This is a genomic window from Streptomyces albidicamelliae, from assembly GCF_025642175.1.
In the GTDB taxonomy this organism is placed as follows: domain Bacteria; phylum Actinomycetota; class Actinomycetes; order Streptomycetales; family Streptomycetaceae; genus Streptomyces; species Streptomyces albidocamelliae.
Genome location: NZ_CP106795.1, coordinates 2,441,331 through 2,461,825, shown reverse-complemented (window position 1 = coordinate 2,461,825; position 20,495 = coordinate 2,441,331). Strand labels below are relative to the sequence as shown.

The following is a 20,495-nucleotide window of genomic DNA, read 5'->3' as shown; positions in this document are numbered from 1 at the left end:
GTACCCCAAGCCCAGCGACCCGGGGCACCAGCCCCTGCGAGGTATCCGTATGCCCAGCGAGTTCTTCATCCCCGATCCCACCGGCCAGGTGCCCAGCGCCGAGGGCTACTTCGGCGCGTTCGGCGGCAAGTTCATCCCGGAGGCGCTCGTCGCCGCCGTGGACGAGGTCGCCGTCGAGTACGACAAGGCGAAGGCCGACCCCGAGTTCGCCCGCGAGCTCGACGACCTGCTCGTCCACTACACCGGCCGTCCCAGCTCCCTCACCGAGGTGCCCAGGTTCGCCGAACACGCCGGTGGCGCCCGGGTGTTCCTCAAGCGCGAGGACCTCAACCACACCGGCTCCCACAAGATCAACAACGTCCTCGGCCAGGCCCTGCTCACCAAACGCATGGGCAAGACCCGGGTCATCGCCGAGACCGGCGCCGGCCAGCACGGCGTCGCGACGGCCACCGCCTGCGCGCTCTTCGGCCTCGACTGCACCATCTACATGGGCGAGATCGACACCCAGCGCCAGGCCCTCAACGTGGCCCGCATGCGCATGCTCGGCGCCGAGGTCGTCGCCGTGAAGTCCGGCAGCCGCACCCTGAAGGACGCCATCAACGAGGCGTTCCGCGACTGGGTCGCCAACGTCGACCGCACGCACTACCTCTTCGGCACCGTCGCCGGGCCCCACCCCTTCCCGGCCATGGTGCGCGACTTCCACCGGGTGATCGGCGTCGAGGCCCGCCGCCAGATCCTGGAGCGCGCCGGGCGCCTGCCCGACGCCGCGGTCGCCTGCGTCGGCGGCGGCTCCAACGCCATCGGCCTCTTCCACGCCTTCATCCCCGACGACGGCGTCCGCCTGATCGGCTGCGAGCCGGCGGGCCACGGCATCGAGACCGGCGAGCACGCGGCCACCCTGACCGCGGGCGAACCCGGCATCCTGCACGGCTCCCGGTCCTACGTCCTGCAGGACGAGGAGGGCCAGATCACCGAGCCGTACTCGATCTCGGCCGGTCTGGACTACCCGGGCATCGGTCCCGAGCACTCCTACCTCAAGGACTCCGGCCGCGGCGAGTACCGCGCGGTCACCGACGACGCCGCCATGCAGGCCCTGCGCCTGCTCTCGCGCACCGAGGGCATCATCCCGGCGATCGAGAGCGCCCACGCCCTCGCCGGCGCCCTGGACGTCGGCAAGGAACTGGGCAGGGACGGGCTGATCGTCGTCAACCTGTCCGGGCGCGGCGACAAGGACATGGACACCGCCGCGCGCTACTTCGGCCTCTACGACACCGACGCCGAGGTGGCCGCCAACGAAGCCGACACCGCCGAGATCGAGGGGGACGCCAAGTGAGCGGCAACATCCAGCTGCTGGCCGACACGCTCGCCGCCGCCAAGGCGGAGGGCCGGGCCGCGCTCATCGCCTACCTCCCGGCCGGGTTCCCGACCGTGGACGGCGGCATCGAGGCGATCAAGGCCGTCTTCGACGGCGGGGCCGACGTCGTCGAGGTCGGTCTGCCGCACAGCGACCCCGTCCTGGACGGACCGGTCATCCAGACCGCCGACGACATCGCCCTGCGCGGCGGCGTCAAGATCGCGGACGTCATGCGCACGGTCGCGGAGGCCCACGCGGCCACCGGTAAGCCCGTGCTCGTCATGACGTACTGGAACCCCATCGACCGCTACGGCGTCGAACGCTTCACGGCCGAGCTGGCCGAGGCGGGCGGCGCGGGCTGCATCCTGCCCGACCTGCCGGTGCAGGAGTCCGCCCTGTGGCGGGAGCACGCCGAGAAGCACGGCCTCGCGACCGTCTTCGTCGTCGCCCCCAGCAGCAAGGACGAGCGGCTCGCCCGGATCACCGCGGCGGGCAGCGGCTTCGTCTACGCCGCCTCGCTGATGGGCGTCACCGGCACCCGCGAGTCGGTCGGCGCGCAGGCCCAGGACCTGGTCGAACGCACCCGGGCCGCCGGCTCCGCGCTGCCCGTGTGCGTCGGACTCGGCGTCTCCGACGCGACCCAGGCAGCCGAGGTCGCCGGCTTCGCCGACGGCGTCATCGTCGGCTCGGCCTTCGTGAAGCGGATGCTGGACGCACCCGACGACGCGACCGGCCTGGAGGCGGTCCGCGAGCTCGCCGGGGAGCTCGCCAAGGGCGTGCGCGGACAGGCGTAACCGCAGGTCACCTGTCCTATCAGCACATCCCGCGCGACCACCGTGGAACACTCGGTCACTCGAACGAGTGGACCTCGGTCCGGGGAGGCGCGCTGCGCCTCCCCGGTTCGTTCTGGGGGTGTGAGCGAGAAGAACCGTGACGGAAAGCGCACCGCCCGGGAGCGGCTGGCGGTCGAGCGTGAGAAGCAGAAGTCCGCGGACAGGCGTCGGCGCACGCTGATCGTGGGCGCGAGCGTCGTCTGCGTCCTGGCCCTCGCGGCGGTGATCGGCGTGCTCGCCGCGAACGCCGGCAAGGACAAGGGCGGCAGCGCGGGCCCGGCCGTGGCGCCCTCGGGCGCGCAGGGCAAGGACAGCCTCGCGATCCCGGTCGGCAAGGACGGCGCCAAGTCGACGCTCACCGTCTGGGAGGACTTCCGCTGCCCGGCCTGCCAGGCCTTCGAGGCGGCGTACCGGCCTACGCTCCACGAGCTGACGGACGCCGGGAAGCTGCGGGTCGAGTACCACCTGGTCCGGCTGATCGACGGCAACCTCGGCGGCACCGGCTCGCTACGCGCCGCCAACGCCGCCGCCTGCGCCCAGGACGCCGGGAAGTTCCGCGACTACCACGACGTGCTGTACGCGAACCAGCCGAAGGAGACCGACGACGCCTTCGGCGACGACGCCCGGCTGATCGAGCTGGCCGGCAAGGTGAACGGCCTGGACACGCCCGCCTTCCGCACGTGCGTGAAGGACGGCACCCACAACAGCTGGGTCGACAAGTCCCACGCGGCCTTCAAGGCCGGAAACTTCGGCGGCACGCCGACGGTTCTGCTCAACGGCAAGAACATCTACCAGGACCAGACGATGACCCCGGCCAAGCTCAAGCAGATGGTGGAGGACGCCGCCAACGGGTAAGCGTTTCTCACGCCCCCGTTATGCACCCGTAGCCGGGCGGCTTGCCGTCCCCACCGCCCGGCACGGTAGCGTCGGACCTGTCATGGAACTTGCCTACATTCCCAGCCCGTCGCACGGGGTGTACTACCTCGGTCCCATCCCGCTGCGCGGCTACGCCTTCTGCATCATCATCGGTGTGTTCGTCGCCGTCTGGCTCGGCAACAGGCGCTGGATCGCCCGTGGCGGACGTTCCGGAACGGTCGCCGACATCGCGGTCTGGGCCGTGCCGTTCGGGCTGATCGGCGGCCGGCTGTACCACGTGATCACGGACTACGAGCTGTACTTCAGCGACGGCCGCAACTGGGTGGACGCCTTCAAGGTGTGGGAAGGCGGCCTGGGCATCTGGGGTGCGATCGCGCTCGGTGCGCTGGGCGCGTGGATCGGCGCCCGGCGCCGTGGCATCCCCCTGCCCGCCTACGCCGACGCCGTCGCGCCCGGCATCGCGTTCGCGCAGGCCATCGGCCGCTGGGGCAACTGGTTCAACCAGGAGCTGTACGGCCGCGAGACGCACGTTCCGTGGGCGCTGCACATCACCTCCTCCGAGGGCGGCCGGGTGCCGGGCTACTACCACCCGACCTTCCTCTACGAGTCCCTGTGGTGCGTGGGCGTGGCGCTCCTCGTCATCTGGGCCGACCGCCGCTTCAAGCTGGGACACGGCCGGGCGTTCGCGCTGTACGTCGCCGCGTACTGCGTGGGCCGCGGCTGGATCGAGTACATGCGCGTCGACGACGCCCACCACATCCTGGGCCTGCGCCTCAACGACTGGACCGCGCTGTTCGTCTTCCTGCTGGCCGTGACGTACATCGTGGTGTCGTCGCGGATCCGGCCGGGCCGTGAGGCCGTCGTCGAGCCGGGGGCGGCCGACGAGGTCTCCGAGGGCCCGGCGGACGGTTCCGCCACCGAAGGGTCCGAGGGTGCCTCCGAGGAGCCGGCCGGCGGTGTCCAGGACGGCCCGTCCGACGGCGCGGAACCCGCAGCCGGGGCCGGGGAGAAGGCCGGGCCGGACGCCGGGCAGGTGAAGGAGGAGGCCGCCGAGTCCGCTCCGAAGAAGAGCTGACCGCGGGTCGTACGTGACCGAGGGCGCCCGGGATCTCCGGGCGCCCTCGGTGTGTTCCGGGCGGGTGGCCGCGGCGGTCGGGCTCCGTCACGCCCTGCGGGCCAGCGACAGGGTCCGCTGGGCGAGGGCGACCACCGCCGCGTCGACGAAGCGGCCGTCGGGCAGGGCCTGGGCGCCCGGGTCGGCCGCCGCGGCCTTGATGATCGTCTCGGCCTGCTCGATCTCCGCGGGGGTGGGGAGGTAGGCCCGCTCGATGACCGGCAGCTGCCGGGGGTGGATGGCGGCACGGCCCAGGAAGCCGAGGGCGCGGCCGTGGGCGCAGGACGCGGCGAGGCCGTCCAGGTCGCGGATGTCGGGGTGGACGGACTGCGGCGGCGGGGCGAGGCCGGCCGCGCGGGCGGCGACGACCACGCGGGAGCGGGACCAGTCCAGGCCCGCGTCGGCCCGGACCCCCAGGTCGGCCCGGAGATCGGCCTCGCCCAGGGAGATGCCCCGCAGCGAGGGGTGGGCGCCGGCGATCGCGTGGGCGTGCTCGATGCCGAGGGCCGACTCCAGCAGGGCGTACAGCGGGAGCGGTGTCGCCACCGCGACCTGCCTGATCTGGCCGGGCGAGGTCACCTTCGGCAGCCGCAGCCCGCGGACGCCCGGCAGGGTGGCCAGCGCCGTGAGGTCGGCGGCCGCCCAGGGGCCGTCCAGGGCGTTGACGCGGACGTGCACCGGGACCGGCTGGGGCGCGCGGAGCAGCTCGGCCGTGGCCGAGCGGGCGTACTCCTTGCGGTCCGGGGCGACCGCGTCCTCCAGGTCGATCACCACGACGTCGGCACCGGCGGCGAGCGCCTTGGTGACGACGTGCGGGCGGTCACCGGGGACGTAGAGCCAGGTGAGCGGGGTCGGGGTCACAGGGCGCCCTCCGCGCGCAGGGCGGCGATGTCGTCCGGGCCGAGGCCCGCCTCGGTGAGCACGGCGTCGGTGTCGGCGCCGTGCGGGCGGCCGGCCCAGCGGATCGCGCCGGGGGTCGCGGAGAGGCGGAAGAGGACGTTCTGCATGCGCAGGGCGCCCAGCTCGGGGTCCGGGACGGTGGTGACCGTGTCCAGGGCCTGGTACTGCGGATCGGCGAGGACGTCCCGGACGTCCTGGACCGGGGCCACCGCCGCCTCCGCCTTCTCGAACGCCGCCAGCACCTCGGCGCGGTCGCGGACGGCGATCCAGGAGCCGACCGCCTCGTCCAGCACGTCGGCGTGGGCGGCCCGGTCGGCGCCGGTCGCGAACCACGGTTCCGCGATCAGCTCCGGGCGGCCCACCAGGCGCATCACCCGTTCGGCGACCGACTGCGCCGAGGTGGAGACGGCGACCCAGGCGCCGTCGGCGGTGCGGTAGGTGTTGCGCGGGGCGTTGTTCGCGGACCGGTTGCCGGTGCGTTCCTGGACGTAGCCGAGCTGGTCGTACCAGGTGGGCTGCGGGCCCAGGACCGACAGGATCGGCTCGATGATCGCCATGTCGACGACCTGGCCCGTGCCGGTGCGCTCCCGTGCGGCGAGCGCCGTCAGCACGGCGCACGCGGTCGCCAGGCCCGCGACGGAGTCCGCGAGCCCGAAGGGCGGGAGCGTCGGCGGCGCGTCCGGTTCGCCGGTGATCGCGGCGAAGCCGCTCATCGCCTCCGCGAGGGTGCCGAACCCCGGGCGGCGGGCGTACGGGCCGAACTGGCCGAAGGCGGTGACCCGGGCGAGGACCAGCCGCGGGTTGGCCGCCGACAGCTCGTCCCAGCCCAGGTCCCATCTCTCCAGGGTGCCGGGGCGGAAGTTCTCGATCACGACGTCGGCACCGGCGGCGAGCCGCAGCAGCGTGGCGCGGCCGCCGGACGTGGACAGGTCGAGGGTGACGGTTCGCTTGTTGCGGCCGAGCACCTTCCACCACAGGCCGACCCCCTGCTTGGCGGGGCCGTGCCCGCGGGAGGGGTCGGGCCTGCGCGGGTGCTCGATTTTGATCACCTCGGCGCCGAAGTCGCCGAGCATCGTGGCGGCCAGCGGGCCGGCGAACAGGGTCGCGAGGTCCAGGACCCGCAGACCGTCCAGGGCGGGGGGCGTGGGTGTCGTCGTCCTCATGCGGTGTACTGCGCCTCGATCTCCGGGCGGTACGGCATCGACGCGGAGGCTCCGGCCCGCTGGACGGAGATGGCCGCCGCGGCGGCCGCCCAGGACAGGGCCTCCCGTACCGGTTTCTCCTCGGCGAGGGCCACCGCGAGCGCGCCGACGAAGGTGTCGCCCGCCCCCGTGGAGTCGACGGCGGGTACCTGGGGCGCCGGGACCACCAGGGGTTCGACGCCCCGCGCCAGGTAGAGGCTGCCGGTCGCGCCGAGGGTGACGACGACCTCAGGGACCTGGTCCAGCAGGGCGGCGGCGGCCTCCCGCGGGTCGGTGCGGCCGGTGAGGGTGACCGCCTCGTACTCGTTGGGCACCAACAGGTCGGTGGCCGCGAGGAGTTCGGCCGGCAGGGGCTGGGCGGGGGCCGGGGTGAGGACGGTGCGGACCCCGTGCCGACGGGCCGCCTCGGCGCCCGCGACGACCGCGGCCAGGGGGATCTCCAGCTGGAGCAGCAGGGCGTCGGCGGAGGCGATCACCCCCTCGTCGCCGGGGGAGAGGTGGTCGACGGTGCCGTTCGCGCCGGGGACGACGACGATCGAGTTGCCGCCCTCGTCGTCGACCACGATGTGCGCGGTGCCGGAGGGGCCCTCGACGGTGCGCAGGGAGTCCGTGTCCACCCCGGAGTGTTCGAGGGTGTCGCGCAGGCGCAGGCCGAAGGCGTCGTTGCCGACGGCGCCGATCATCGAGACGGTGGCGCCGGCGCGGGCCGCGGCGACGGCCTGGTTGGCGCCCTTGCCGCCGGGGACCGTGCGGAACTCCCGTCCCGTCACGGTCTCCCCGCGCTGCGGGGCCTTGGTGACGTAGGCGACGAGGTCCATGTTCGTGCTGCCGAGGACGGCGATGTGGGTCATGAGCGGGTCGCCTCCGGGTGGGTGACCAGGTGGGTGAGGTGGGCGAGGGAGTCGAATCCGGTGCCGTCGAAGTCGCCGACGGTGGTGGCGAGCCGGTTTTTCAGCGGGGCCCGCCAGTGGTCGGGGAGGGCCGCGGGGTCGCCGGCCAGGAGCCCGGCGACGCTGCCTGCGGTGGCGCCGGCCGAGTCGGTGTCCCAGCCGCCGGACACCGCGCGGCCGACGGACCCCGTGAAGTCGCCGTCCGCGTGGCTGAGGGCGGCGGCGATCAGGGCGGTGTTGGGGACGGCGTGCACCCAGTGGTGGGTGGCGGCGTAGGTGGCGTGGAGTTCGTCCACGACCGTGTCGAAGTCCTCGTGCGCGGCGGCCAGCCGGACGGCGTGGTCGACCGCCCTCGCGAGCCGGGACCGGGCCGGGACCACCGCACGGCCGGCGCGCAGGCAGCCGTGGACGTCGTGGGTGCCCGCGGCGGCGGTGGCGATGACGGCGGCCGTGAACATCGCCGCGTAGACGCCGTTGGCGGTGTGGGTGAGGACGGCGTCGCGGTGGGCCTGTTCGGCGGCGGCGGCCGGGTCGCCGGGGTTGCTCCAGCCGTGCACGTCGGCGCGGATCAGGGCGCCGATCCACTCGCGGAACGGGTTGCGGTGGCGTGCGGTGTGCGGGGGCTCGATGCCGCCGAGGAGGTTGCGGTAGGCGATGCGCTCCGCCGTGAAGGTGCGGCCGGGCGGGAGTTCGTCCAGCCAGAGCCGGGCCACGTCCGCGGTGGTGAAGGACTTCCCGTGGCGCTGGAGGAGCAGCAGGTTCAGCAGGGGGTAGTTGAGGTCGTCGTCCTCGGGCATGCCGTCGACGTTCTCGGCGAGTGAGGTGGCGGCCGAGCGGCGGTTCCAGGGGTAGGCGTCGAGAAGCGCGGCGGGGACGCCCCTGGCGGTGAAGTAGCCGGTCAGGGGCCAGTTCCCGGTGGCCCGGGCAAGCGCGCGGACACCGTCGAGCGGGAGCTTCTCCACCGGCTTGCCGAGCAGGCAGCCGATGGCCCGGCCCAGCCAGGCGGCCTCCAGGGCGGCCGGGGCCGGCCGGGCGAGGTCCCGTGCGGCGGGCCAGTCCGGACAGGCGGCCCTGATCCGGGGCAGGTCCGTCGGCTCGTCCTCGGCCAGTCCGCTCGGCAGGTCGGCGAGTTCGTCCAGCAGGTCCTCGGCCAGCAGGCGCAGGTACCGGGACGCCCGATGCGGGGACGCCCCCGCGCGTTCCGGCGCGTCCGGGCCGCCGGCCGCGCGCCAGCGCGCCGCGACCGCCGCCGGCTCCCGGCCGTCCAGCCGGGCCTGGCGGAGTTCGTGGCCGAGCAGGTCCTCCGGCTGGACCCAGGTCAGGCGCAGCACGGGCGGCCTCCGAGCACGGTGAACGCCTGCTCGTGGGAGCGGCGGCGCTGTACGTCCCGTTCGAAGACCTCGCGGGTGACGGCGGTGAGCGTGCGGGCCGGTGCCCACAGGTCCAGGCGGCTCGCCTCGGCGACCGTCTTCGCCCACTCCTCGGGCACCGGGGAGCCGAGGGCGCCCGCGAGGGCTCCGGCCATCGTGGCGATCGAGTCGCAGTCGCGGCCGTAGTTCACCGAACCCAGGACGGCGTGCCGGTAGTCGCCGCCGGAGACCAGCAACATGCCAAGGGCTACGGGGAGTTCCTCGATGGAGTGCAGCCGGGAGGGGCGGCGGGCGCCGAGGGAGGGCGCGCGGTAGTCGGGGCCGACCGTGTCGTAGGGGGCGACCGCCGTGCGCAGCGGGCCGAGCGCCGACTCGAAGTCGCGGTACCCGCGCGCCACTTCGCAGACCTCCTCGATCGCCGTGCGGGTGCCGTCCCGGGCGAGGGACAGACAGGCGGTCACGACCGAGTCCGGCGTGGCGTCCGGTGCGGTGGCGGCGGCGACGGCCGCGGCGAAGACCCCGGCCGCCTCACGGCCGTACGACGACTGGTGCGCACCGGCGACGTCCAGCGCCTCGGTGTACGCGGCGGCCGGGTTGGCGGCGTTGACCAGGCCGACGGGGGCCATGTACATCGCCGCGCCGCAGTTGACGATGTTGCCGGTCCCCGCCTCCCGGGGATCGACGTGGCCGTAGGCGAGCCGGGCCACGAGCCACTTCTCGGCGAGGAAGACGCGGTGCAGGGGGAGCGCCTCCGCCTCCAGTTCCGGGATCCAGCGGGGGTTCGTCATCAGGTCCGGGACCAGGTGGTCGGCGATCGCGTACGCGTCGAGGTGGTCGCGCACGCGGTCGTAGACCCGGATCAGCGCGTGGGTCATCAAGGTGTCGTCGGTGACGTGGCCGTCGCCCTTGTGGTACGGCGCGAGGGGGCGGGCGGTGCGCCACTCGTCACCGTGCCAGGGCCCGACGACGCCGTGGATCCGGCCGCCGTGGCGCTCGGTGATCTGGTCGGGGGAGTAGCCCTCGACCGGCCCGCCGAGGGCGTCGCCGACGGCGGCACCCACGAGCGCCCCGGTGATCCGCTCGTCGAGTCCGTGCCGGGGCGGTTCGCCGCGGTCCGCCTCAGCCGATCGCGGGGGGTCGGTGGGTCGTTCGGGGTCTTTGGGTTCTTCGGGCGTCATGCCCGAATCATCCTCCCGGAAGGGCCGGTTGCGCGGCTTCCAGCAGTCCGGCGAGTTCCACCAGGTCGGTGCCGGTGAGGCGGGGCAGGGCGCAGCCGGACAGGGTGCGGCAGGCGTCCCGCCAGGTCTGCGGGATCGCCGCGCCGCCGCCGAGGGCGCCGGTCAGCGCGCCCACGAGGGCGGGGGCGGAGTCGGCGACCCGGGACAGGCAGGCGGCGGCGGGTACGGCTTCGGCGATACGGCCGCGGGCGGCGGTGGCGAGGGCCAGGGCGACGGGCACGGTCTCGGCGGCGGCGATGCCGTAGCTGTAGACGTGGTCGACGATCTGGTGTTCGAGGAGCGGGACGAGGGCGAAGGCCGACTCGCCGTCCCCGGCCAGCGCGAGCGCGTGGCGGGTGTTGCGGCCGATCTCCGTGTCCGCGGGAAGTTCGGCGAGCGCGGCGGTCACGCAGGTGCCGGTGTCCGCTCCGGCGAGGGCCAGCGCCAGGGCCGCCGCCATCGCGCGGGCGCCGTGCACGCCGTCGCCGTCCTGGGTGTAGCGGGCGTCGAACTCGGCGAGGGCGGCGGCGCGGGGGCGTCTCCGGGGTGGGCGACCGCGAGGACGCAGGCGCGGACGCAGGCGGCGTCGTCGAAGTAGTGCGGGTTGTCGTGGCCGGTGGCGGGCGGGCGCAGGCCGGCGGCGAGGTTGCCGAGCCCCGCCCGCACCGAGATGCGGCGGCGCGCGCAGGGGGAGGACGGCCGCCTCGATCTCCGGGGCGCGTTCCGCCGCGGCGGCGACCTCGCAGGCGACGGCGGTCCAGGTGAGGTCGATGGCGGCGCGCATACGGCGTTCCCGGCTGAGGTCGCCGAGGACGTCGTCGTCGCCGGCCCGCAGGACCGCCTCGGCGGCGAACGCGGCCCACTCGGCGTCGTCGGAGGGGCCGAGGCGCAGGGGCTCGGGGGGCTGGTTGAGGGCGATCGGCACCGGGAGGGTGGTGGTGGCGTTCTGCTCCGCGAAGGTGTCCAGTTCCCGGGTCAGCCGGCGGGTCCACTCGGGCATGCGGGCGGCACGGTGCCTCGCCGCGGGCCAGCCGGCGGCGTCCCCGGCGGCCAGACCGAGAAGGAGCCCCTCGACCCGGCGCGCGCTCACGACCGCCCCTCGCTGTCCTGCGACCCACTGTTCCCGGCCCCGACCAACGGGTGCAGGGGGTGTCCGGCGGGGGGCGGGGTCGCTTCGGCCGCACCGGGGGCGGGTGGGTCGCCGGGCCCGGCCGCGGACGGCGGGGGCGCGGCGAGGGGGAGGGCGCGGGGGCGCTCGGCGGTCTCGGTCGCCGATGGCAGTGGGGGAGGTGGCCGGCCGGCCGGGGCGTGGTCGGGAGGGGGATCGGCTGCTCGGCCGACGGCAGGGCAGGGGGCCGTTCGGCGGACGCGGAGGCGGCGGGGAGAGCGGGGGGCCGTTCGGTGGGCGGGGGTGTGGTGGTCGGGGCCGAGGGGTGTTCGGACGGGCCGGTGACGGGGGCGAGTGCCGGGGTTCGTCCGGTCGGCCTGTCGGCGGACGTGTGCGGTGAGGGTCCGGCCGGCTCGGGGGCCGGGGGCAAGGGAGCGGGGGGCCGTTCTGCGGGCGGGGGAGTGTGGGTCGGGGCCGAGGGCTGCTCGGACGGCTCGGTGACGGGGATGAGTGCCGGGGTTCGCCCGGTCGGCCTGTCGGCGGACATGTGCGGTGAGGGTCCGGCCGGCTCGGGGGCCGGGGGCAAGGGAGCGGGGGGCCGTTCTGCGGGCGGGGGGTGTTCGGACGGGCCGGTGACGGGGACGAGTCCCGTGGTTCGTCCGGTCGGCCTGTCGGCGGACATGTGCGGTGAGGGTCCGGCCGGCTCGGGGGCCGGGGGCAAGGGAGCGCGGGGCCGTTCTGCGGGCGGGGGGTGTTCGGACGGGCCGGTGGCGACGAGTGCTGGGGTCGGCCCCGCCGGCCTGTCGGCGGGTGTGTGGGGTGGGGGTCCGGCCGGCTCGGGGGCCGGGGGCAAGGGAGCGGGTGCGGTGGCGGGGTGGGAGACGGATGGGAGGGGGGCCGGTGCGGCGGTGTCGGCGGCGGCGGTCGCGGGCGCGGCGGCCGGCCGTGGTGGTCCGGCCGTGGTGGGCGGGGCCGGTGTGCTCCCCCTGTCGGGGGCCGGTTCCTGTCCGAGGCTCTGCGGGAGCACCTGCCTGACCTCGTGGACGGGCTGCAGGGTGTCCGGGGCCGGCTCGGGCGCGGGCCCCCAAAGCGCCCCTCTCAGGCGTTCCGGCAGCACCTCCGGCAGGACGACGTCCGCGCCCCACTTGCCGCCCTCGCCCGGTACCAGGAGTTCCGCCACGTCCAGGACGTGGTGGCCCGCCATGGAGGGCAGGCAGCGGCCGCGGGCGGGACCGATGGCGGACGCCCAGGCGGGCGGGATCGCGGCCAGCCCCTGTGTGGCCCCGGCCAGCGCACCGGCCACCGCCGCCGTCGTGTCGGCGTCGCGGCCCATGTTGACGGCCGTCAGCACCGCCTCCCGGAAGTCGCCGTCCGCCGCCGCGTACGCGCCGAAGGCGAGGGCGACCGCCTCGGGGGCCAGGTCGGTCCAGGGGTAGCCGCCGACGACCACGGCGGAGCGGACCGCCCGCTCGCCGCGGTGGGACACGGTGACCGCGCGCCGCAGGGAGCGGGCCGTCCAGGAGTCGTCCGGGACGACCGCGAGGGCGGAGGCGATCACCACCGGCACCGGCGCTCCCGCCATCGCCGCCGCCACTCCCGCCGCGACCGCCTGGCCGCCGTAGATGCCCTCGCCCTCGTGGCTGATCGAGCCGTCCACGGCCACCAGCCGGGCCGCCTCCCCGGGGCGCCCCGCCGCGAAGACCCCGAAGGGAGCCGCCCGCATCGCGAGCCCGTCGCTCCAGGCGTGGCGGTGCTGGGCGGAGATGGGCGCGGCCAGGCCCCGGCGGAGGTTCTCCAGGGTGCCGCGTTCGCTGAAGCCCGCGCCCCGGAAGGGGGCCTCGGCCCGGTCCGCGATCCACTCGTGCCAGGCCGCCTCCACATGGGCCGGGGTCAGCGCGGAGCCGTGCCGGGCGAGCAGCAGCCCGGAGAAGATCGCGTACTCGGTGTCGTCCGTGCCGGACGGCCGGTCGGTGACGTACCCGGTGATACGGCCCCAGCGCGCGCGGATCTCGGACGGTCTGAGGTTCTCCGCCGGCGCCCCCAGCGCGTCACCGACGGCGAGGCCCAGCAGGGCGCCGCGGGCCCGTTCGCGGAGTTCGGCGGCGTCCCCGGGCGCCGGGACCGGGGGAGTGCGGGCGATCGACACCATCGGGCGGCCTCCTTCGCAGGACCACTTTGCGGATGTGTCCCACGACAGCCCTCCCCGTGAGCCTTTCCCCGCACGGAGTCACCCACTCGGCATCTGAGCGGAGCTTCGCACGAACGAGCGATCGACGGTAAAAGCGCAGGTTAGCTCAGCCTTTCCTTGCTGGCAGGATCGGAATGATCGGCGTAGGTTCGGGGTTATCAAAAAGTAGAACTCGTCCAAAGTTAGCTTTGGCTAAGCTATCCCGGGGGTCCCGCATGGCCATCATCGACACCGAGGCCGCGCTGCACGAGGCGCACCGCGACAACCACACCCACCGCGACGTCAACGGCGGCTGGCTGCGCCCCGCCGTCTTCGGCGCGATGGACGGCCTGGTCTCCAACCTCGCCCTGATGACCGGTGTGGCCGGCGGTTCGGTGGGCCAGCAGACGATCGTCCTCACCGGGCTCGCGGGCCTCGCCGCCGGTGCCTTCTCCATGGCGGCCGGCGAGTACACCTCCGTCGCCTCCCAGCGTGAGCTGGTCGAGGCCGAGCTCGACGTCGAGCGCCGGGAGCTGCGCAAGCACCCCCAGGACGAGGAGGACGAGCTCGCCGCCCTCTACGTCGCCCGCGGGGTCGAGCCCGAGCTGGCCCGGGAGGTGGCGCGGCAGCTGTCGAGGGACCCCGAGCAGGCCCTGGAGATACACGCCCGCGAGGAACTGGGCATCGACCCCGGCGATCTGCCCTCGCCCCTGGTCGCGGCCGTCTCGTCCTTCGGTTCCTTCGCCCTCGGTGCCCTGCTGCCCCTGCTGCCGTACCTGCTCGGCGCGACCGCGCTGTGGCCCGCCGTGCTGCTCGCTCTCGCCGGCCTCTTCGGCTGCGGTGCCGTCGTGGCCAAGGTGACCGCGCGCACCTGGTGGTACAGCGGTCTGCGGCAGCTCGCCCTCGGTGGCGCGGCGGCCGGTGTGACGTACGCCCTGGGCAGCCTGTTCGGAACGGCCGTAGGATAGCGCCGCCGGTACTTATGCAATGGGCTGTATAAGTAGCCGTTACTCACTGGTTTCGAATGCTTAACCGGTGGGCATGAGCCGTAAGCACTGCGGGCAACGACGCCCGCCGCACCCCCGCGGGGTGGGCCGACGAGGCTCCCCCCGCCCCTCAGGGCCGACGGGCACCGATCCGACCGATCTCGTCCACAGTGGTCCCCCGCATACGTTGCGCCGCCCCGCGCGGCACCCCGCCGCACCCGTGTGGCACTCCGGCCACGCACCCCGTGGCGTCCGCATGGTGGAACGGAGTATCCGGTTCCCGAGTCCGGACCCATCATGTAACCTGCACGAAATTTTGCACTTATCGCAGAGGGCCAACGTCGTCCCTCGGCACTTGCCACATGCCACATGACGACGACGGGAGAGCCGATGCGTACGCCGCGCCAGCCGTCCCAGCATTCCGCGAATGGCCAGAACTGGTCCTTCATGGATGCTCGCCCTGCTGCACAGGGTATGTACGACCCCCGCAACGAACACGACGCCTGTGGCGTCGGTTTCGTCGCCACGCTCACCGGCGACGCGTCGCACACGCTGGTCGAGCAGGCGCTCACCGTACTGCGCAACCTGGAGCACCGCGGCGCCACCGGCTCCGAGCCCGACTCCGGCGACGGCGCGGGCATCCTCTCCCAGGTGCCGGACGCCTTCTTCCGCGAGGTGGCCGGATTCGACCTCCCGGCGGCCGGCTCCTACGCCGTGGGCATCGCCTTCCTGCCGGAGGAGGGGACCGAGGACGCCGTCTCACGTATCGAGACGATCGCGGGCGAGGAGGGCCTCACGGTCCTCGGCTGGCGTGCGGTCCCGGTCGCCCCGGAGCTGCTGGGCGCCACCGCCCGCTCCACCATGCCGGCCTTCCGGCAGATCTTCGTCGAGGACGGCGCCAGCGAGGGCATCGCGCTGGACCGCAAGGCGTTCGCGCTGCGCAAGCGCGCCGAGCGCGAGGTGGGCGTGTACTTCCCGTCCCTCTCCGCCCGCACGATCGTCTACAAGGGCATGCTGACCACCGGCCAGCTGGAGCCCTTCTTCCCGGACCTGTCCGACCGCCGCTTCGCGTCGGCCGTGGCGCTCGTCCACTCGCGCTTCTCCACCAACACCTTCCCGTCGTGGCCGCTCGCGCACCCGTACCGCTTCGTCGCGCACAACGGTGAGATCAACACGGTCAAGGGCAACCGCAACTGGATGCGCGCCCGCGAGTCCCAGCTCGTCTCCGAGCTCTTCGGCGACCGCGACCTCGAGCGCCTCTTCCCGGTGTGCACGCCCGACGCCTCCGACTCGGCCTCCTTCGACGAGGTGCTGGAGCTGCTCCACCTCGGTGGCCGCTCGCTGCCCCACTCCGTGCTGATGATGATCCCGGAGGCGTGGGAGAACCACGACTCCATGGACCCGGCCCGGCGCGCCTTCTACCAGTTCCACTCCACGATGATGGAGCCCTGGGACGGCCCCGCCTGCGTCACCTTCACCGACGGCACCCAGGTCGGCGCCGTGCTCGACCGCAACGGTCTGCGCCCCGGCCGCTACTGGGTCACCGACGACGGCCTCGTCGTCCTCGGCTCCGAGGTCGGCGTCCTCGACATCGACCCGGCGAAGGTCGTCCGCAAGGGCCGTCTGCAGCCCGGCCGGATGTTCCTCGTCGACACCGCCGAGCACCGCATCATCGAGGACGACGAGATCAAGGCGTCCCTCGCCGCTGAGAAGCCGTACGCGGAGTGGCTGGAGGCCGGCGAGATCGAGCTGGGCGACCTGCCCGAGCGCGAGCACATCGTCCACACCCACGCCTCGGTCACCCGCCGCCAGCAGACCTTCGGCTACACCGAGGAAGAGCTGCGCGTCATCCTCGCGCCCATGGCCCGCAGCGGCGCCGAGCCGATCGGCTCCATGGGCACGGACTCGCCCATCGCGGCCCTGTCCGAGCGCCCGCGGCTGCTCTTCGACTACTTCACCCAGCTGTTCGCGCAGGTCACCAACCCGCCGCTGGACGCGATCCGCGAGGAGCTGGTCACCTCGCTGCGCTCGTCGCTGGGCCCGGAGGGCAACCTGCTGGAGCCCACGGCCGCCTCCTGCCGCTCGGTGACCCTCCCCTTCCCGGTCATCGACAACGACGAGCTGGCCAAGCTCATCCACATCAACGCCGACGGCGACATGCCCGGCTTCAAGGCCGCGACCCTCTCCGGCCTGTACCGGGTCTCCGGCGGCGGTGACTCGCTCGCCGCCCGCATCGAGGAGATCTGCGCCGAGGCCGACGCGGCCATCGACAACGGCGCCCGGCTGATCGTCCTGTCGGACCGGCACTCGGACGCCGAGCACGCCCCGATCCCGTCGCTGCTGCTCACCGCGGCCGTCCACCACCACCTGATCCGCACCAAGCAGCGGACCCAGGTCGGCCTGCTGGTCGAGGCCGGTGACGTCCGCGAGGTCCACCACGTCGCCCTGCTCATCGGTTTCGGCGCGGCCGCCGTCAACCCCTACCTGGCGATGGAGTCCGTCGAGGACCTGGTCCGCGCGGGCACCTTCCTGTCCGGCGCCGAGCCCGAGCAGGCCATCCGCAACCTGATCTACGCCCTCGGCAAGGGCGTCCTGAAGGTCATGTCCAAGATGGGCATCTCCACCGTCGCCTCCTACCGCGGCGCGCAGGTCTTCGAGGCCGTCGGCCTGGACCAGCAGTTCGTCGAGAAGTACTTCAACGGCACCGCCACCAAGATCGGCGGCGTCGGCATCGACGTCATCGCCAAGGAGGTCGCCGCCCGCCACGCCAAGGCCTACCCGGCCTCCGGCATCGCTCCCGCGCACCGCGCGCTGGAGATCGGCGGCGAGTACCAGTGGCGCCGCGAGGGCGAGCCGCACCTGTTCGACCCGGAGACCGTCTTCCGGCTCCAGCACTCCACGCGCACCGGCCGCTTCGACATCTTCAAGAAGTACACGGAGCGCGTGAACGAGCAGTCCGAGCGCCTGATGACGCTGCGCGGCCTGTTCGGCTTCACGTCGGACCGCCCGTCGATCCCCGTCGACGAGGTCGAGCCGGTCAGCGAGATCGTCAAGCGGTTCTCCACGGGCGCCATGTCGTACGGCTCCATCTCCAAGGAGGCGCACGAGACCCTCGCCATCGCCATGAACCAGCTGGGCGGCAAGTCCAACACCGGTGAGGGCGGCGAGGACCCGGAGCGCCTGTACGACCCGGCCCGCCGCTCGGCGATCAAGCAGGTCGCCTCCGGCCGCTTCGGCGTGACCTCCGAGTACCTGGTCAACGCGGACGACATCCAGATCAAGATGGCCCAGGGCGCCAAGCCCGGCGAGGGCGGCCAGCTGCCCGGCCACAAGGTGTACCCGTGGGTCGCCAAGACCCGTCACTCGACGCCGGGTGTCGGTCTGATCTCGCCGCCGCCGCACCACGACATCTACTCGATCGAGGATCTCGCCCAGCTGATCCACGACCTGAAGAACGCCAACCCGCAGGCGCGGATCCACGTGAAGCTGGTCTCCGAGGTCGGCGTCGGCACGGTCGCGGCCGGTGTGTCCAAGGCGCACGCCGACGTCGTCCTGATCTCCGGCCACGACGGCGGCACCGGTGCCTCCCCGCTGACCTCCCTGAAGCACGCGGGCGGCCCCTGGGAGCTCGGTCTCGCCGAGACCCAGCAGACCCTGCTGCTCAACGGTCTGCGCGACCGGATCGTGGTGCAGACCGACGGCCAGCTGAAGACCGGCCGTGACGTGGTCGTCGCCGCACTGCTCGGCGCCGAGGAGTTCGGTTTCGCGACCGCTCCGCTCGTCGTCTCCGGCTGCGTCATGATGCGCGTCTGTCACCTGGACACCTGCCCGGTCGGCATCGCCACCCAGAACCCGACGCTGCGCGAGCGCTTCGCCGGCCAGGCCGAGCACGTGGTCAACTTCTTCCGGTTCATCGCCGAGGAGGTCCGCGAGCTGCTCGCCGAGCTCGGCTTCCGCTCCATCGAGGAGGCCGTCGGCCACGCCGAGGTGCTGGACGTCGAGCGCGCGGTCGACCACTGGAAGGCGCAGGGCCTGAACCTGGAGCCGCTGTTCCACGTGCCGGACCTGCCCGACGGTGCCGTCCGCCACCGGCTGATCGCCCAGGACCACGGCCTGGAGAAGGCGCTCGACAACGAGCTGATCAAGCTCGCCGCCGACGCCCTGGCCGCGAGCGACGCGACCGAGGCGCAGCCGGTGCGCGCCCAGGTCGCCATCCGCAACATCAACCGCACGGTCGGCACCATGCTCGGCCACGAGGTGACGAAGAAGTTCGGCGGCGCGGGCCTGCCCGAGGACACCGTCGACATCACCTTCACCGGCTCCGCCGGCCAGTCCTTCGGCGCGTTCCTGCCGCGCGGCGTCACGCTGCGCCTGGAGGGCGACGCCAACGACTACGTCGGCAAGGGCCTGTCCGGCGGCCGGATCGTCGTCCGCCCGGACCGCGCGGCCGACCACCTCGCCGAGTACTCGACCATCGCGGGCAACACCATCGGCTACGGCGCCACCGGCGGCGAGCTGTTCCTGCGCGGCCGTACCGGTGAACGGTTCTGCGTCCGCAACTCCGGCGCGCTGGTCGTCTCCGAGGGCGTGGGCGACCACGGCTGCGAGTACATGACCGGTGGTCACGCGGTCGTCCTCGGCCCGACCGGCCGCAACTTCGCGGCGGGCATGTCCGGCGGCATCGCCTACGTCATCGACCTCGACCGCGACAACGTCAACGTCGGCAACGTCGACGCCGTCGAGGCGCTGGACGACACGGACAAGCAGTGGCTGCACGACGTGGTGCGCCGGCACGCCGAGGAGACCGGCTCGACGGTCGCCGGGAAGCTGCTCGCCGACTGGGACGCCTCCGCGGAGCGCTTCAGCAAGATCATCCCCAGCACGTACAAGGCAGTGCTCGCCGCCAAGGACGCCGCCGAGCGAGCCGGTCTCTCCGAGACCGAGATCACCGAGAAGATGATGGAGGCGGCGACCAATGGCTGACCCGAAGGGCTTCCTGAACCACGGCCGTGAGGTCGCCAAGTCCCGTCCCGTCGACGTGCGCCTGAAGGACTGGAACGAGGTGTACGTCCCCGGCTCCCTGCTGCCGATCATCAGCAAGCAGGCCAGCCGCTGCATGGACTGCGGCATCCCGTTCTGCCACAACGGCTGTCCGCTCGGGAACCTGATCCCGGAGTGGAACGACTACGCCTACCGCGAGGACTGGTCGGCGGCGTCGGAGCGGCTGCACGCCACGAACAACTTCCCGGAGTTCACCGGCCGGCTCTGCCCGGCCCCCTGCGAGTCGGCGTGCGTGCTCGGCATCAACCAGTCGCCGGTCACCATCAAGAACGTCGAGGTCTCGATCATCGACAAGGCGTGGGAGACCGGTGACGTCGCCCCGCAGGCGCCCGAGCGGCTGTCCGGCAAGACGGTCGCGGTCATCGGCTCGGGCCCGGCGGGCCTCGCCGCCGCCCAGCAGCTGACCCGGGCCGGCCACACCGTCGCCGTCTACGAGCGCGCGGACCGCGTCGGAGGCCTCCTCCGTTACGGCATCCCCGAGTTCAAGATGGAGAAGCGGCACATCAACCGCCGTATCGAGCAGATGCGCGCGGAGGGCACCCGCTTCCGTACCGGTGTCGAGGTCGGCCGGGACATCAACGCCCGCGACCTGAAGAAGCGGTACGACGCGATCGTGATCGCCGCCGGTTCCACGACCGCCCGCGACCTGCCGGTGCCGGGCCGTGAACTCAACGGCATCCACCAGGCGATGGAGTTCCTGCCCCTGGCGAACAAGGTCCAGGAGGGCGACTACGTCACCGCGCCGATCTCGGCCGAGGGCAAGCACGTCGTGGTCATCGGCGGCGGCGACACGGGCGCGGACTGCGTGGGCACCGCCCACCGCCAGGGCGCGGCCTCCGTCACCCAGCTGGAGATCATGCCCCGCCCGAACGACGAGCGGCACCCGACGAACCAGCCCTGGCCGACCTTCCCGATCCTCTACAAGGTCACCTCGGCCCACGAGGAGGGCGGCGAGCGGATCTACTCCGCCTCCACCACCCACTTCGAGGGCGACGAGGACGGCAACGTGCAGTGGCTGCACCTGGCCGAGGTCGAGTTCGTCGACGGCAAGCTGACGCAGAAGCCGGGCAGCGAGCGCAAGATCCCGGCCCAGCTGGTCACCCTCGCCATGGGCTTCACCGGCATCGACCGGGAGAACGGCCTGGTCGAGCAGTTCGGCCTGGAGCTGGACGAGCGCGGCAACGTCGCCCGCGACGCCGCCTTCCAGACCAACGTGCCGGGCGTGTTCGTCGCCGGTGACGCGGGCCGCGGCCAGTCGCTGATCGTCTGGGCGATCGCCGAGGGCCGTTCCGCGGCCCGCGGGGTCGACCGCTTCCTGACCGGTGCCAGCGACCTGCCGGCCCCGATCCGCCCGACCGACCGCGCGCTCGCGGTCTGACCCGCCGAGGGCCCGGCAGGCCCTCATGAGACGTCCCGT

12 protein-coding genes and 2 pseudogenes are annotated in these 20,495 nt (G+C 73.5%); 7 read left to right on the top strand and 7 right to left on the bottom strand.

The window, feature by feature from the left end; genetic code table 11:
* Window positions 1-49 precede the first annotated feature (49 nt).
* From trpB to lgt, 4 genes are all read left to right on the top strand, one after another.
* Window positions 50-1,333: a tryptophan synthase subunit beta gene (trpB, locus tag N8I86_RS11420; RefSeq protein ID WP_073892806.1), complete on the top strand. Its 1,284-nt coding sequence runs from the start codon at window positions 50-52 to the stop codon at window positions 1,331-1,333.
* Window positions 1,330-2,148: a tryptophan synthase subunit alpha gene (trpA, locus tag N8I86_RS11415; RefSeq protein ID WP_073892804.1), complete on the top strand. Its 819-nt coding sequence runs from the start codon at window positions 1,330-1,332 to the stop codon at window positions 2,146-2,148. Before trpB ends, trpA begins: the two co-directional genes overlap by 4 nt.
* A 120-nt stretch (window positions 2,149-2,268) precedes the next feature.
* Window positions 2,269-3,042: a DsbA family protein gene (locus N8I86_RS11410; RefSeq protein WP_073892802.1), complete on the top strand. Its 774-nt coding sequence runs from the start codon at window positions 2,269-2,271 to the stop codon at window positions 3,040-3,042.
* 82 nt (window positions 3,043-3,124) lie between these two features.
* A complete protein-coding gene (gene lgt, locus N8I86_RS11405) occupies window positions 3,125-4,138 on the top strand; it encodes a prolipoprotein diacylglyceryl transferase (RefSeq protein WP_263277716.1) in 1,014 nt (337 codons plus the stop codon).
* A gap of 87 nt (window positions 4,139-4,225) precedes the next feature.
* Here the strand turns inward: lgt and N8I86_RS11400 are convergent, their stop codons facing one another.
* The 7 genes and pseudogenes from N8I86_RS11400 to N8I86_RS11370 form a co-directional block, all read right to left on the bottom strand.
* Window positions 4,226-5,038, bottom strand: a complete 813-nt coding sequence (locus tag N8I86_RS11400; protein WP_263277715.1) for an HpcH/HpaI aldolase/citrate lyase family protein — start codon at window positions 5,036-5,038, stop codon at window positions 4,226-4,228.
* Window positions 5,035-6,240 carry a CaiB/BaiF CoA transferase family protein gene (locus N8I86_RS11395; protein WP_073892795.1) on the bottom strand — a complete coding sequence of 402 codons (1,206 nt, stop codon included), beginning with the start codon at window positions 6,238-6,240 and terminating at the stop codon, window positions 5,035-5,037. Before N8I86_RS11395 ends, N8I86_RS11400 begins: the two co-directional genes overlap by 4 nt.
* Window positions 6,237-7,130: a ribokinase gene (gene rbsK, locus N8I86_RS11390; RefSeq protein WP_073892793.1), complete on the bottom strand. Its 894-nt coding sequence runs from the start codon at window positions 7,128-7,130 to the stop codon at window positions 6,237-6,239. The genes N8I86_RS11395 and rbsK overlap by 4 nt, the downstream gene beginning before the upstream one ends.
* A complete protein-coding gene (locus N8I86_RS11385; protein WP_073892779.1) occupies window positions 7,127-8,500 on the bottom strand; it encodes an ADP-ribosylglycohydrolase family protein in 1,374 nt (457 codons plus the stop codon). Before N8I86_RS11385 ends, rbsK begins: the two co-directional genes overlap by 4 nt.
* Window positions 8,488-9,717, bottom strand: a complete 1,230-nt coding sequence (locus N8I86_RS11380; RefSeq protein ID WP_263277714.1) for an ADP-ribosylglycohydrolase family protein — start codon at window positions 9,715-9,717, stop codon at window positions 8,488-8,490. Before N8I86_RS11380 ends, N8I86_RS11385 begins: the two co-directional genes overlap by 13 nt.
* A 7-nt stretch (window positions 9,718-9,724) precedes the next feature.
* Window positions 9,725-10,846 (bottom strand): annotated as a pseudogene (locus tag N8I86_RS11375) (ADP-ribosylglycohydrolase family protein).
* A gap of 1,075 nt (window positions 10,847-11,921) precedes the next feature.
* A pseudogene (locus N8I86_RS11370) lies at window positions 11,922-13,013 on the bottom strand (ADP-ribosylglycohydrolase family protein); the annotation flags it as partial.
* Between the two features lie 254 nt (window positions 13,014-13,267).
* Between N8I86_RS11370 and N8I86_RS11365 the strand changes: the two are divergent.
* The 3 genes from N8I86_RS11365 (at window position 13,268) to N8I86_RS11355 (ending at window position 20,456) form a co-directional block, all read left to right on the top strand.
* The gene (locus N8I86_RS11365) at window positions 13,268-13,999 is read left to right on the top strand and encodes a VIT1/CCC1 transporter family protein (RefSeq protein ID WP_073892775.1); all 732 of its coding nucleotides are present in this window, start codon (window positions 13,268-13,270) and stop codon (window positions 13,997-13,999) included.
* Window positions 14,000-14,407: 408 nt separating this feature from the next.
* Window positions 14,408-19,000, top strand: coding sequence for a glutamate synthase large subunit (gltB, locus tag N8I86_RS11360; protein WP_263280093.1), 4,593 nt, complete (start codon window positions 14,408-14,410; stop codon window positions 18,998-19,000).
* Window positions 18,993-20,456, top strand: coding sequence for a glutamate synthase subunit beta (locus N8I86_RS11355; RefSeq protein WP_073892771.1), 1,464 nt, complete (start codon window positions 18,993-18,995; stop codon window positions 20,454-20,456). The genes gltB and N8I86_RS11355 overlap by 8 nt, the downstream gene beginning before the upstream one ends.
* The last annotated feature ends 39 nt before the right edge of the window (window positions 20,457-20,495 follow it).

Bases quoted from the DNA above. Each gene is read 5' to 3' on its own strand.
- rbsK (WP_073892793.1), bottom strand. From the start codon at position 7,130: ATGACCCACATCGCCGTCCTCGGCAGCACGAACATGGACCTCGTCGCC.
- N8I86_RS11365 (WP_073892775.1), top strand. From the start codon at position 13,268: ATGGCCATCATCGACACCGAGGCCGCGCTGCACGAGGCGCACCGCGAC.
- gltB (WP_263280093.1), top strand. From the start codon at position 14,408: ATGCGTACGCCGCGCCAGCCGTCCCAGCATTCCGCGAATGGCCAGAAC.
- trpB (WP_073892806.1), top strand. From the start codon at position 50: ATGCCCAGCGAGTTCTTCATCCCCGATCCCACCGGCCAGGTGCCCAGC.
- lgt (WP_263277716.1), top strand. From the start codon at position 3,125: ATGGAACTTGCCTACATTCCCAGCCCGTCGCACGGGGTGTACTACCTC.
- N8I86_RS11355 (WP_073892771.1), top strand. From the start codon at position 18,993: ATGGCTGACCCGAAGGGCTTCCTGAACCACGGCCGTGAGGTCGCCAAG.
- N8I86_RS11380 (WP_263277714.1), bottom strand. From the start codon at position 9,717: ATGACGCCCGAAGAACCCAAAGACCCCGAACGACCCACCGACCCCCCG.
- N8I86_RS11395 (WP_073892795.1), bottom strand. From the start codon at position 6,240: ATGAGGACGACGACACCCACGCCCCCCGCCCTGGACGGTCTGCGGGTC.